Below are 13,041 nucleotides of genomic sequence, written 5' to 3' on the forward strand. Positions count from 1 at the left end.
GGTACGTGCGGGAAACGGCGGGGCATCAGAACGTCGCGTTGCTCAGGTACTTCTCGCACGCCTGATACTCGGTGGGGAACTCTTCCGACGTCGCGTACTTCAGGAAGTTCTTGCAGGCGATTTCCGCGTGCTCGTGCTTGTTGGCGTCCTGGAAGAGCTCGAAGAGCCCGTAGTGGCAGGGGGCGAACTTCGACTCCAGCTTCACGCACTTCTTGTAAGTGGTCTCCTCCTCGGCCAACAGCCCCTTCTCCCGGAACTGGCGGGCCAGCATGAACAGGGCAGGGGCGGAGTTCTCCGCCTGCTGTGTGTCCTTGACCTCCTTGAAGGCCGCGTCCGTGAGCGCCGCCTTGCGCTGGGCCAGCGCGAGGTTGTTGGTGCAGTTGGTCGCCTTGGGGTTCAACTGGGCGCAGTTGGAGAAGGCCTCGCGCGCATCCGCGTAGCGGCTCAGCTCCATCAGCGTGTTGCCGTAGTCATGCCACGCGTCGGGGTTGTTCGGATCCAACGCCACCGACTGCGCCATGGCCTCCGCCGCATCCTCGAACTGGTCCTCCCCGAAGGCGATGATGCCCAGCGTGTGGTGGGCCGCCGCGAGGTTGGGGTTCACGGCGAGCAGGGTGCGCAGCTCCTTCTTGGCCTCCGTGAACTTGCGCATCTTCATCAGCGTGTACGCCAGGTTGTAGCGCGTATCCAGGTTATCCGGATTTACCTTGAGGGCGCGGCGGAAGTTGTCGTGCGCCTTTCCGTAGGCGCCTTCCTCGTTATAGATGGCGCCGAGGTTCTGGTAGGCCTGGAGGTGCTCCTGGTTGTAGCGGAGCGCCTTGATGAAGTGCTTCTTGGCCTCGTCGTTGTTGCCGTTGGCCATGGCGATGAGACCCTTGTTGACCCACAGGTCGGCGTACTGGGGGGAGAACTCCAGGCCCAGGTCGCAGTACACGTCCGCGCGGACCAGGTCGCCGTTGTGCAGTTCCTGGGTGCACAGCTCGTTGTTGATGAGGGCGCGCTCATGGGGCGGCGGCGTGGTGAGGCAGCCGGCGAGCGGGAGCGTGAGGACCAGGGAAAGCGCGGAGGCGAGGCGGGCAAGACGCATGGCCGGCCGAGTGTAGGAGAGCGCCCCCTCCCGTGCAACGCCCCGGCGGGGCTGAATCCGGGCTGATTTCCGGGGGTTGCACCGGTTAGAGTGGACGCCCATGCGTACCTTGCTCTGCACTCTCACCTTCACCCTGGCCCTGCTTGGGGCCGCCCCGGCTCACGCCCAGTTCGCCAATCGCAGTCTCGGGTTGTCGCTGGGGTACATGGATTTCAACCGCACCAACGGGTTGGATGACGCGTTCTTCGTGGGCATCGACGCCAGCCTCTACATCGAGAACGGCTTCGAGGTGGTGTCCCTGTCGAAGATCGCCTTCCCGCGCGACTCGACGGACCCCAACAACAAGCGCGTGGTGGGCCTGGCCCCGTCGCTGGGCCTGCGCTACCTCCTGCTGGAGGAGAGCATCCGCCCCTACGTCGGCTCCGACATCAGCTACCTCGTGGTCTTCAAGGAGAGCACGAGCAACTTCGTGGGCATCGGTCCCAACGTGGGCGTGGACTTCTTCACGTCCGACTCGGTGAGCGTGGGGTTGCGGGCGCAGTACAACTTCTACATCGCCCTCAACGAGAAGACGCAGACTTCGCTGACGCTGTCCGCGGGCATCTCCGCGTACTTCTAGCGACTCACCCCAGGGCCCGGGCGCGCGGGGGTTGGGCGCCGCGCGGGGCCTTGGAGGGGAGCAGGGCGGCGGCCACCAGCAAGGTCCACTTCTCGTCGGAGAGGTGGTCTGGCTTCTCCATGGCCAGCGCGTCCTGCAGTCGGGCGCCCAGCGCGGCGAACAGGCGCAGCCGGGCCTCCATCCGGAGCTCCTCGCGGCGCAGGGCGGCGGTGAGCACCAGCTCCCGCTCCTCCGTGGACAGCCGCTTCACGCGCGAGACGAAGAGGGGGTCCGCCAGCAGGCCCTCCTCGCCGGAGGCGTTGATGGCGGAGGGCACCTTCAGCCGCCGCTCGCGCACGACGATGGTGCCGGCCAGCATGTCCCCCAGCCGCTGCTGGGAGCCGGACACGAGCGCGGCCACCCCACCCACGAGGTAGAAGAAGGGGAGCCGGTCCACCGGACGCGCCAGGTTGCGAAGGGCCGCGTGATAGAAGCCGATGCGCACGCCGCTCTCCTGGATGACTCGCAGGGAGAGCGCGCGCTTGCCCACCGTCTGACCGCTCCAGGCCGTCTCCAGGGTGATGCCGTAGCCCCAGTCGACCAGGAAGTAGACGACGATGCCCAGCGCGCTGGCCACGCCGGGAAACACCGACATGATCAAGCCCAGCCCCATCATCACCGCCAGGCTGACGGTGAGGACGATGACCGCGTCGAGCAGCCACGCCAGGAAGCGTGAATACAGCCCCGCGAGAGTGAAGCGGAACTCCACGTACTCCGGTGTGAGCACCGTGTGGGTGCCGTCCAGCAGGGTGTCTGTGGCCATCGTCACCGGCGCAGTGTAGCCGCGTCCCCGCACCGGCGGGGGTCCTCCGAGGTTGCTCCGGGTAAGTCCCGCTGACACCTCCCGCTTCATGCCAGCCCGAACACCAGGCAGGAGGGAGCCAAGGGGGGCGCAGGCGGGCGGCCGACTGTGTTATTCATGGCTGTCGGGGTGGTGGGGTAGCCTCCCCGCCCCTCGCGAATCCGTGGCCCCCTCCGACACATCCTCTTGGAACCGCCGATTGTGGCCGGCGGCTGCCTTCCAGTTCGCGCTCATCGCCGGGGTGACGCAGCTGAAGACGGCGGCCAACGCGCTGGTCCTGTCGCGCTTCGAGTCGCAGGCGTTGCCCTACCTGTACCTGCTGGGGGCCCTCATCACCGCCGCGCTGACGGTGCTGCCGCGCTTCAAGCCGAACTCGCCGCTGGACTCGCCGGGCGTGCTGACGGGGCTGGGTGGGGTGATTGCGCTGGGGCTGGCCGCGGCGCTGTCCGCGGGGCAGCGCACCCCGGCGCTGGCGCTGTACCTGTTCGCGGACACCTTCTCCACGTTCGTGTCCTTCCGGTTCTGGTCGCGGATGGCGTCGGCCTTCGATGCGCGGGAGGCCCGGCGGGCCTTCACGGCGCTCAATGGCTTCGCCATGGGCGGCGGCATTGTTGGCGGCCTGCTGGTGCAGGGGCTGGCGGAGCCGCTGGGCACACCCGCCATCGTGGTGAGCGGCGCGCTGGGCCTGCTGGCCGCGGGCGCCATCTTCCACCACCTGTATCGCGGCGTGCCTCCGCCTCCACCGCGTGGCCGTCCGGCCCCCACGTCGTTCATGGCGTTCAGCTACCTGGCGGAGAGCCCGTACGCGCAGGTGCTCGCGGCGCTGGGCATCTCCTTCGCGGTGCTGTCGTCCTTCGTGGACTACCTCTTCCGCCTGCGCCTGGAGGGCACGCTGAGCGAGGACGCGCTGACCGCGCTCTTCGGCTCCCTGCAGCTGTGGATTGGCATGTTCTGCGTGGCCTTCCAGCTGCTCCTCACGCAGCCGCTGCTGCGACGGCTGGGGCTCCTGCGCTACGTGGCACTGGTGCCGTTGGTGCTCGCGCCGCTGGCCGGGGCGACGCTCCTCACGCCCAGCCTGGCGCCCGTGCATCTGCTGCGACTGGTGGAGACGGCCGTGAGCTACTCCATCCTCCCGGTGGGCATCCAGCTGCTGTACGCGGCGGTGCCGGATGATCAGCGCGAGGGCCTGCGTGTCGCGGTGGACGGCCTGCTCCGCAAGAGCGGCGTGGTGGTGGCCGGTCTGCTGCTCATCGGCGCGGGGCGCGCGGCCACGGGCGCGACGATGGCGTTGGCGGTGATGGGCATGTGCCTGGGGCTCGTGCTGCTGTTGGTACGACTCAGGCCGGCGTATGTGGCGGCCCTGGGCGAGCAGGTGGGCGCGGCCGAGGACGAAGAAGTCGCGCTGGATGGCGAGGAGGAGCAGCGCCTGCTGGCGGAGGCCCTGTCCGCGCCCACGCCGGACCGCGTGCTGCGCGCGGTGGACCTGATGGCGCAGGCCGAAGTCCCGCTGCGACAGCACCTGCCCGCGCTGCTGCGCCATCCGCACGAGCGAGTGCTTGAGCGGGGCGTGGCCCTGGCGCTGGAGCTGGATGCGCGGGAGCTGGCGCCGGTGCTGGAGCGACTGGTGGAGGAGGGGCCCCGACGCCCTCGCGACCAGGCTGTCTGGGCCCTGGCCCGCCTGTCTCCGGAGCGGGCCGAGCGGCTGTTGCCGGCGTTGCTCAACCACCCGGACGTGGGACTGCGGTGCGCGGCCATCGGCGCGCTGGTGAAGACCACGGGGAGCTCGGTGGCGCTGGCCTCGCTCCAGGAGTTGCTCGCGCGAGGCGAGGGCGCGCCCGTGGTGGAGCGTCGCGAGGTGGCGAAGCTGCTGGGGCGGCTCCAGGACACGCGCTTCACCGATGCGCTGGCGCGCTACCTCGATGATGGGGACAGCACGGTGCGCCGCGTGACGCTGGCCGCGGTGGGGGAGGGTGGCTATGTGGACCTGGCCCCTCGGCTGTTGCCGTTCCTCACCTGGCGCGAGGAGCGCAAGACGGCTCGTGAAGCCCTGGTCGCGCTGGGCGACGTGGTGACTCCGCTGGTCGAGGAGCACCTCAACAACAAGAAGGCGCCCCTGGCGATGCGGCTGCAACTGCCTCGCGTGCTGCGCGGCATCGGTACGCCGGCGGCGCTGGATGCGCTGCTGTTCTCCAACGTGCGCGACGATGCGTCGCTGCACTTCCGCATCGGCGCGCAGTTGTCGCGGCTGCGAGATGAACACCCCGAGCACCCGGTGGACGTGGACCGCGTGCGCGAGGCCCTGGTCCGGCGACGCGACGTGTATCGGGCGCTGGTGGGGGCCTATCGCGACGTGCGCGCGGCGCTGGGTGACGGCTCGCTGCTCACCCGCGCGGTGGGCGACCGGTTGGACCAGGCGCTCGAACTCTCGTTCTTCCTGCTGGGGCTCCTGGACTCGTCGCATCGCATGCGCGGCATCCACTACAACCTGGTGGGACAGGATGCGCGTCGACGCGCGCTGGCGCTGGAGCTGCTGGACAACCTGCTCTCGGAAGAGGACCGCGAGCTGGTGATGGAGCAGGTGGAGGCGCACCATCGGGAGTTGCCGCCGGGGGCCTCGGGCCGGTTGTGGCGCAGGCTGGCGGCGTTGGTGCAGAGCGAGGATGTGGTGCTGCGCGCGTGCGCTCGACATATCGCGCGGGTGAATGGGCTGGATGTGCTCCCGCAGGAGGGTGAGTTGAGCGACCGGATTGTCCAACGGATGTTCGCCCTGGAGGGCGTGAGCGTCTTCTCGCAGAGCGACGTGGACGACATCGCGGCCATCGCCGCCGTGGCTCGCGAGGGCGCCTTCCGCGCGGGTGAGCGCATCTACGCGCAGGGCGACCCGGGCGACGCGCTCTACGTCATCGTCGAGGGCGCCATCGACGCGTTCCACGACGGCGAGCATGTGCTGCGCTTCCAGGGCAAGCAGGCCTTTGGAGAGGTGAGCCTGCTGGACGGCGCGCCGCGTCCCACGGACATGGTGGCAGCGGTGGACACGCGCGTGCTCATCATCGACCGGCGAGACTTCCTGGACCTGCTCGCGGACCGGCCCGAATTGCTCACGGGCTTCTTCCGCGCGGTGAGCCTCCAGCTCCAGGCACTCATCGCGCTGCCCGACTCGCGCGAGACGGGCGAGCGACTGGAGATGACGGCGCCGCTGCCTCCCGTGGCTCCTCCGCTGCCCACGGGCCCCGCTCCCGACTCCCCCGAGCCGACCGAGAAGCGCACGCGCGGCGGCGACGCCTGAGCGTCGCGCGGGGTCAGATCGAGCGGATGGTTTCCTCCAGCGGTCCGGGGACGCGGGGGCTCGAACCCGTGCCCTGTCCTTCACGGGCGCGTCTGGCGCTCTCCTCCCGGAGGATGTGCGCGGACGCCACGGGGATGAGGGGGCGCACGAAGAACTTCAGCGGTGCGAACGAACCCACGAAGCGCACCACCGTCAGTCCCGCATAGGCCCACGGATGGCGCTCCACCGTGGCCACCGGCACGAAGACCTCCGTCGAGCGCCGGGTCCACATCGCGCCATAGCGTTGCAGCACATTCCACCGAAGCCCGGGCACGCGGGTGGTGAGGAAGGTCCACGCGCGCAGGAACCAGGGAGGCCGCTGGCCCGCCATCGGCTCCCAGGCCTGGGCGCTCTTGGCCGCGGTGAACACCATCAGCCACCACGCGCCCCACAACGAGGTGATGGTGGTGATCAGCGGACTGCTGAGCCCCAGGCAGAAGAAGGGCGAGACAACGAAGGCCGCCGCCGGCACGCCGACCGCGAACAGAATCATCGCCCTGACCCGGCGCCGCACCTTCTTGCGCATCCACTGCACGTTGAGGCGGATGTGCGGCGTGATGGCGTCGTCTTCCGGCTCCACGCGCGTCAGGAGGCTCGCCTCCCGGGAGATGACGTCGTGGTAGTCGCGCGACAACGCGATGATGACCCACTGGGCAAGCTGCATCGCCGCGAACAACGCTATCCAGAAGGGGATGCCGACCACGGAGAAGCCCTTGAACGTCGGCCCCGTGGAGCCCTTGTCTTCAGCTTCAGGATGACGCTGGCGCGGCGACTTCCCGGGCTCGGACTTGACCTTGCCCGCCTTCGCGGAATCGCCCTCGGGCTTCTTGGGCCTGGGCTGCACGCTGGACGCATCGGAAGACGCACTGGAGACGGCTTCGGCCACCAGGGCCATCACCGCGTCAGAGACCGCCGTGCCCGCGTCCGGGTTGTTCGCGGCGGCCTCGATGTCGCGAAGCCGTCGCTCGATGTTCATCGCGAGGCGGGCTTCCGGGTCCTCTTCGTCCGCGGTGGCCTGCGACGGTTCCCGTGGGCTTTTGTCTTTGTCGGAAGTCGGAGCCGCGTCCGTGTTCTTGCCCTGGACGGTGGGTTCCCGTTCCCTGGCAGGCGCGGCCGAGACGTCGGCGGCAAGCTCCGAGGGCGTCTCGCCGTCCTTCGCGTCTCGTTCCGGAGGACCGGCTTCGTTCGTGTCCACCTTCCCGGCCTGAACCTGGGGGGCTTCGTCGGCGCCCGGCGCGAGGGCGACGGCATCCGGGTCGGCGGGGTCCTCGGCCTCGCTCGCTTCTTCGTCCTGGGCGTCTGAATCCAGCTCCGCCGCCGCCGTGGCGCGAGCCGTGTCCGCCGGGGCCTCGCCGTTCCGACGCTGCTTGCGAAGCTCGCGGGCGGCCGCCCGTTCCGCCTTCCTCGCGTTCTGCTCGGCCACCACCGACGCGACCTTCTTGAGCGCCGACGACACCTCGGCGGCGACGGCTTCGTCCTGGGAATCCTCCACCGCATTGGCGGCCTTGTTCGCCGAGCCCATGCACGTCAGGGACAGCGCCAGGGCGACCACAGTCTGCATCAGCCCCACGCGCAGGTACTGACGGCGCGCCACCGGGTCTCCCAGCAGGGCCCGGGCAATATGAAACGGAAGGCTCAGTCCATGGATGAACTGTCTCAGCCGGCCCCGAGGAACGACCTCCGAGCCCTGTTCCTGGAAGTGCACGGCGCCTTTTTGCAGTTCTTCCCAGAAATGCTGGGCCAGCACGCGGCCAGTCTGGTTCTTTCCGCTCGCGGCGTCCTGCTGCTGCTCCCCTCGTGGTGAGGGTGGGCCCTTGGGGTCCTGTTCATCTGACACGCCAGTCACCGTATCACGTCCCGAGTTGTGCTAAACGGCGCGCTGTGAGCTCGAACCCCTGCTACCGCCCCCGTCCCTCCCGCCAGTCGCGCCTTTCCGGCGTGCTGGTTCTCGCGCTCGGCGCCCTGGCCGGCTGCGAGAAGAGCAGTCCTCCCCCTTCCGCCCCCGTCGCCGAGCAGCCTGCTCCCGCGCCGGCGAAGCCCGCGGTGCCCAGTGAGGTGACGTTGCTCGTCACCGGTGGCACCTTCGGCCAGCTTCAGCCGGTCGATGGCAAGGGTGGCGCCGCCGAGTTGCTTGGTCACTGGGTCAATGACGAGAAGCACTGTCCCGGCCCCATCAAGGATGGCCAGGCGACCTGCGCCGACTCCGGCACCCTGGCGCTCGCCACGGGCGACCACTGGAACGGGCCGGCCCTGTCGTCCTTCTTCCTGGGGGCCCCCACCGCCGAGGTCATGGGCCGCATGGGTTATGCCGCCTCCGCCATGGGCAACCATGAGCTGGCGTTCGGCAAGGACGTCTTCCTCAAGAACCGCGCCTCCGGTGGCTTCCCGTTCCTCGCCGCCAACCTCCGCGTGAAGGACCCGGCGCTCGCGGGCGACCTGTCCCTGCCCGCGTTCCAGGTGTTCGAGCGTCGGGGCCTGAAGGTTGGCGTCGTGGGTCTCGCCTCGGAGAAGACGGTGCGCACGGCGATGGCTGGCCGCGCCGAGGGCCTGGAAGTCACGGGCTACGAGGAGGCACTCAACAGCGCCATCCCCGAGGCCCGCAAGGCCGGCGCCGACACCGTCGTCGTCGTGGCCGACACGTGCGTCACGGAGCTGCAGCCCATCGTGGCCAAGCACCCCGAATGGAAGCTGTCCGTCGTCGCCGGTGGCCGCTGCCCGCAGCAGGTCTACTCGAAGGAGAACGGCGTCATCTTCGCGTCGCTGGACCGTGGATTCGCCAAGTACCTGCGCGCGCAGATTTCGTTCGACCCGGCCAAGCCCGCCGGCGAGAAGGTCACGAACATCGAGGGCAAGCTCGTCGACGTGGCCGGTGGCACGCCGGACGCGGAGACCGCGCAGTTGGTCGCCAAGTGGAAGGCGCAGCTCGACGAGGTGCTGGGCCAGCAGATTGGCTTCACGAAGACGGGCATCACCCAGGCCTCTCCGCAGATGGCGAAGTGGATTGGCGGCGCGGTGCGCGAGTCGCTCGGTACGGACGGGGCCATCCTCAACAAGGGCGGCATCCGTGGCGACCTGCCGGCCGGTCCGGTGACGCGCGGCAGCATCTACTCGGTGATGCCGTTCGAGAACTCGCTGCTCGTCGTGAAGCTCAAGGGCGAGGACCTGGCCAAGCAGCTGGCCAACCCCAACGCCCTGGTCTCCGGCTTCACCGCGGCCGGGAAGAACAAGTTCAAGGACGCCAAGGGCAAGGCCCTGGACCCGGCGAAGGAGTACTCCGTCGCCACGGTGGAGTACCTGTACTTCGGTGGTGACGGCTTCGAGTTCGAGAAGCTCGCCCCCGAGCCCACCGAGACGGGCATGGCCTGGCAGACGCCGGTGGTGGATTGGACCAAGCAGCTGGAGTCCAGCGAGAAGAAGCCGCTGGAGAAGCAGCTGAAGTAACCCGCGCTCACGCGTGAGGTTCTCGAGGCGCCGGTCGGGCCCCCTTCCAGGGCTCACCGGCGCTTCGTCGTTCCGGCGCTACTCGCCTCCGGACGGAGACGTCGACGCGGCGGGAGAGGCTCCACACACCGCCTCGTAGCGAGCCAGGGTGTCGTGCACCGTCTGGCGCAGCCGCTCCGGCGTGCCTTCGTAGAGCACCTCCACCGCGAGCTGCTGCGTGGCGAGCGCCTCCTGGCAGCGGCCCAACTGGAAGAGGATGGTGGAGTAGGTGTCGAGCACGCTGGCGTTACCGGGCGCCAGCGCGACGGCCCGCTGCGCCGCCCCCAGCCCCTTCTCCGGCTGCGCGGTACGTGCGTAGTAGCGGGCCAGTCCGTTCTGCGTGCCCACGCTGTCGGGCACCAGCTCCGCGGCGCGCAGGCGGGCGGCTTCCTGCTCCTCGGTGGCGTAGCCCGCGGCATCCAGCGCCTGGGCGAGCGCGTCCCACGCGAGGCCGCTCTCCGGCCTGCGGCTCACCAGGTCCCGCGCGAAGCCGAGCTGCTGGTCCGGGTCCCCCATGGAGCGGATGCGCAGGAGCGCCACCGTGAGGTTGCCCGGGTCCTCCTTCAGCGCCTGCGCCATTTCCCACTCGGCTTTTTCCTGGCGAGCGTCGGCGGGCGCGGCGCCGGGTGTCAGGAGGATGAGGCGCGCGCGGACCGCGTGCACCTCAGCGGGGTCCAGGAGTCGGGTGTGGATGTCGCTCGACACGGGCAACAGCGGCGCGGTGATGCGCGGGTAGTGGACGTGTCGTCCGCCGTGAGCGTAGGCGTGGACCTGGCCCGCGATATCCTTCACGCCCCGGAAGGACTCGTCCCAGGCGCTCCTTGGCTCCTCGCCGCGCATGAGGCGCTTCTGGAAGCGCTCGAAGCGCTCGGAGTGCTGGCTGATGAAGAAGTGAACCCAGAGCCACGCGGAGGCGTAGTACTGCCGCGACTCCGCGCTGCTCATCAGCCCCCGCCGGTCCCACTCCCACAGCTCGTCGAGCGTGCGCCAGCCACTGCGTTTGACGTGGTCGAGGAACGGCGCGTGGAGCGCTCCGAGGATGACCTCCCGTCGCTCCGGCCTCAGGGTGATGGTCTCCAGATAGGTCGCCAGCCCCTCGGACAGCCAGCGCGGCTGTCGCACCAGGGCGAACTGCGAGAGGTAGTGCGTCAGCTCGTGCGCCTGCGTGGAGATGTCCGCGGCGTCCTCGCTGAGCGCGTAGCTGTTTCCCGCCATCACCAGCAGCGGGCCCTCGGACGTGGTCGCGGAGAAGCCCTCGATGCCGACGTTGGTGAACTCCGACAGCTCCCGGCGGTTGCGCAGGACGATGACCTCCACCGTTCCCGGCGGGTCGAAGCTGCCGCCCCACGCCTGGAGCAATCCCTGCCGCAGCATCTCCAACTCGCGCGCCGCGTCCTCGGCCGTGTCCGTGTCCAGGTCGGTGCGGATGCTGAAGTGGGGGCTGCGCACTTCCACCCAGGGACGGCCGCCCTCCAGGGGACACAGCGCTCGCATGGAGCTGCATCCCGATAAACAGGCCAAGAGCCATCCCAGGAACGCCAGCCGACACGTCATACCCCTGTTTTCCCACAACCGGCGCCCGTAGGGCAGGGTGGGCGTACGGCCCTCCTGGGCTAGACTGTCGTCATGGAGATGGCGGAGTTCATCGAGTCGCGTCGACCTCGGTGGGAGAAGCTCGAGAAGCTTTTGGACCAGTCCGAGGTCCGCGGCCTGCGCGGCCTGAGCCTCGATGACGCGCGAACGCTCGGAAAGCTCTACCGCGCCGTGTCGAGCGACCTGCTCTGGGTGAGGGCCCGCAGCGGCTCGGCGGACGTCAGCGCGTACCTGAATGACCTGGTGGGGCGGGCCTATGCGCTCACCTATCCGGGGCGCCGCCCCCGGTTGGCGGACGTCTGGGGTTTCGTGGCGCGAGGCTTTCCCGCGCTCCTGCGCCGCGAGTGGCGCATGTACGTGGCGGCGGTGCTGCTCTTCCTGGCCGGCGTGGGCTTCGGCTACCTGGGGATGATGGTGGACCCGGACGCGGCGCACTACCTGGTGCCCGCCGAGCACCTGGACATGGACCCCGTGCAGCGCGCCGCCAACGAGGCCGCGGGTGACGGAATGTCGGCGGGCCAGCAGGCGCACTTCTCCTCGTTCCTCTTCACCCACAACATCCAGGTGGCCTTCCTGTGCTTCGCGCTGGGCGTGACGCTGGGGCTGGGCACCGCGGTGATGTTGTTCGTCAACGGCCTGTTCCTGGGCGCGCTCGCGCACGTGTACGCGGCGAAGGGGATGGCCGGCTGGTTCTGGGCCTGGATTCTCCCCCACGGCATCCCTGAGATAACGGCCATCTGCATCGCGGGCGCGGCGGGCCTCGTCATCGCGCGCGGCCTGGTGGCCCCCAAGGGACTGCCGCGAGGGCAGGCCCTGCGCGCCGAGGCCGTGACGGCGGTGAAGCTCCTGTTCGGGACGCTGGTGCTGTTCGTCCTCGCGGGCTTCATCGAGGGCACGGTGTCGCAGATTCATCCGCCCAAGCTGTCGGTGGCCTTCAAAGTCACGTTCGCGCTCGTGGTGGGCAGTGGCGTCTATTCGTACCTGCTGTCGGACTGGCTGCGAGGCTCGCGCTCCGACGACGCGCGGCTGGACGCTCCTCGGGCGTCCTGACGGGCTCCCCGACTCGCGGCGCGCGTCTGTCGCTCGACAGGGGAGGGCGAGGCTCCACGCGCCCTGTCCCCGCCCGTGCTACACGGGACTCGTGTCCGAGCCGCTGCTCCTGCCCCTGCTTCCGCGCGAACCCGAGGTCGTCATCGAGTGCCCGCGCTTCTCGTTCGTGAAGCGACGCGCGGACGGCTCGGTGGACTTCGTGGCGCCGCTGCCGTGTCCGTACAACTACGGCAGCATCCCCGGGCTGATGTCGGACGATGGAGACCCGCTCGACGCGGTGGTGCTGGGCGCTCGGTTGCCTCGAGGCCAGCGCGTGCGTGTGCCCGTGGTGGCGGTGCTGGGCTTCATCGATTCGGGGCGCGGTGACCCGAAGGTGATTTGCAGCCTGGGCGAGTTGAGCGACACGGAGCGGCTCGGTCTGGAGTCGTTCTTCCGCGTCTACGCCTTCTTCAAGCGCGGCCTGCACCTGGTGCGGGGCAACGTGACGGACACGCGCTTCACGGGGTGGCTGCCGGTGACGTCAGCGTCTTTCGCATCCTGAGCACGCGGTAGTTCAGCTCGCCCTGCCGCATCGGGCCCACCCACTCCTCGTCCTCGAAGCCCATGCGGCGCCAGAAGCGCAGCGCCGCGGTGTTCGGCTCGGAGACTCCGACGCGCAGCACGTGCATGCCCTCGGAGCGCAGCCAGTTCTCGTAGCCGTGGAACAGCGCCGCGCCGAGCCCCAGCCCGCGCACGTGGGGCGCGAGCAACATCAGTCCCAGGTACGCCTCCCCGGGCTTTCGATAGCCCTGGAGTCCTTCGAGGACGCCCACCCACTGGCCCGAGGTGTCGCGCACCGCGATGAGATGGCCCGCCTCGGAGGGCACTCCAGGAGGGCGTTCGAGGGGAAGCTGCCGTCCCTCGTCCGGGCGCGCGGGGCGGCCGAAGCACAACTGGAAGAAGTCCTCGCAGTGTTCCAGGAGCGGCTGGAACCGCTCGGCTTCGGGGTCCTCGATTCGCTCGGCGGTGAAGGAGCCCTGGGCCTGGAAGAGGGGGCGCATGGTGCC

General features: G+C 69.5%; 10 protein-coding genes. 5 read left to right on the plus strand and 5 right to left on the minus strand.

The window, feature by feature from the left end; all coding sequences use genetic code 11:
- Positions 1 to 25: 25 nt before the first annotated feature.
- The gene (locus HUA76_RS20145) at positions 26 to 1,087 is read right to left on the minus strand and encodes a lipopolysaccharide assembly protein LapB (RefSeq protein ID WP_174457181.1); all 1,062 of its coding nucleotides are present in this window, start codon (positions 1,085 to 1,087) and stop codon (positions 26 to 28) included.
- A gap of 100 nt (positions 1,088 to 1,187) precedes the next feature.
- Between HUA76_RS20145 and HUA76_RS20150 the strand changes: the two genes are divergently transcribed.
- Positions 1,188 to 1,706: an outer membrane beta-barrel protein gene (locus HUA76_RS20150; protein ID WP_141646955.1), complete on the plus strand. Its 519-nt coding sequence runs from the start codon at positions 1,188 to 1,190 to the stop codon at positions 1,704 to 1,706.
- A gap of 4 nt (positions 1,707 to 1,710) precedes the next feature.
- On the opposite strand, the gene HUA76_RS20155 is transcribed toward HUA76_RS20150, so the two are convergent.
- Positions 1,711 to 2,508, minus strand: coding sequence for an RDD family protein (locus HUA76_RS20155; RefSeq protein ID WP_174462005.1), 798 nt, complete (start codon positions 2,506 to 2,508; stop codon positions 1,711 to 1,713).
- A gap of 202 nt (positions 2,509 to 2,710) precedes the next feature.
- Between HUA76_RS20155 and HUA76_RS20160 the strand changes: the two genes are divergently transcribed.
- Positions 2,711 to 5,833 carry a cyclic nucleotide-binding domain-containing protein gene (locus HUA76_RS20160; RefSeq protein WP_141646953.1) on the plus strand — a complete coding sequence of 1,041 codons (3,123 nt, stop codon included), beginning with the start codon at positions 2,711 to 2,713 and terminating at the stop codon, positions 5,831 to 5,833.
- 13 nt (positions 5,834 to 5,846) lie between these two features.
- On the opposite strand, the gene HUA76_RS20165 is transcribed toward HUA76_RS20160, so the two are convergent.
- The gene (locus tag HUA76_RS20165; RefSeq protein ID WP_174461813.1) at positions 5,847 to 7,709 is read right to left on the minus strand and encodes a hypothetical protein; all 1,863 of its coding nucleotides are present in this window, start codon (positions 7,707 to 7,709) and stop codon (positions 5,847 to 5,849) included.
- 44 nt (positions 7,710 to 7,753) lie between these two features.
- On the opposite strand from HUA76_RS20165, the gene HUA76_RS20170 reads away from it, so the two are divergent.
- Positions 7,754 to 9,313 carry a bifunctional UDP-sugar hydrolase/5'-nucleotidase gene (locus HUA76_RS20170; protein ID WP_141646951.1) on the plus strand — a complete coding sequence of 520 codons (1,560 nt, stop codon included), beginning with the start codon at positions 7,754 to 7,756 and terminating at the stop codon, positions 9,311 to 9,313.
- 78 nt (positions 9,314 to 9,391) lie between these two features.
- Here the strand turns inward: HUA76_RS20170 and HUA76_RS20175 are convergent, their stop codons facing one another.
- The gene (locus tag HUA76_RS20175; protein WP_254614349.1) at positions 9,392 to 10,846 is read right to left on the minus strand and encodes a DUF1570 domain-containing protein; all 1,455 of its coding nucleotides are present in this window, start codon (positions 10,844 to 10,846) and stop codon (positions 9,392 to 9,394) included.
- Between the two features lie 132 nt (positions 10,847 to 10,978).
- On the opposite strand from HUA76_RS20175, the gene HUA76_RS20180 reads away from it, so the two are divergent.
- On the plus strand, positions 10,979 to 11,995 hold the full coding sequence (locus tag HUA76_RS20180) for a stage II sporulation protein M (RefSeq protein ID WP_141646950.1): 1,017 nt from the start codon (positions 10,979 to 10,981) through the stop codon (positions 11,993 to 11,995).
- A 91-nt stretch (positions 11,996 to 12,086) separates the two neighbouring features.
- On the plus strand, positions 12,087 to 12,536 hold the full coding sequence (locus HUA76_RS20185) for an inorganic diphosphatase (RefSeq protein WP_141646949.1): 450 nt from the start codon (positions 12,087 to 12,089) through the stop codon (positions 12,534 to 12,536).
- On the opposite strand, the gene HUA76_RS20190 is transcribed toward HUA76_RS20185, so the two are convergent.
- Positions 12,493 to 13,035: a GNAT family N-acetyltransferase gene (locus HUA76_RS20190; protein WP_174461814.1), complete on the minus strand. Its 543-nt coding sequence runs from the start codon at positions 13,033 to 13,035 to the stop codon at positions 12,493 to 12,495. The genes HUA76_RS20185 and HUA76_RS20190 overlap by 44 nt on opposite strands.
- Between the last annotated feature and the right edge of the window lie 6 nt (positions 13,036 to 13,041).

This window comes from Myxococcus sp. CA056, assembly GCF_013336715.1.
In the GTDB taxonomy this organism is placed as follows: Bacteria; Myxococcota; Myxococcia; order Myxococcales; family Myxococcaceae; genus Myxococcus; species Myxococcus llanfairpwllgwyngyllgogerychwyrndrobwllllantysiliogogogochensis.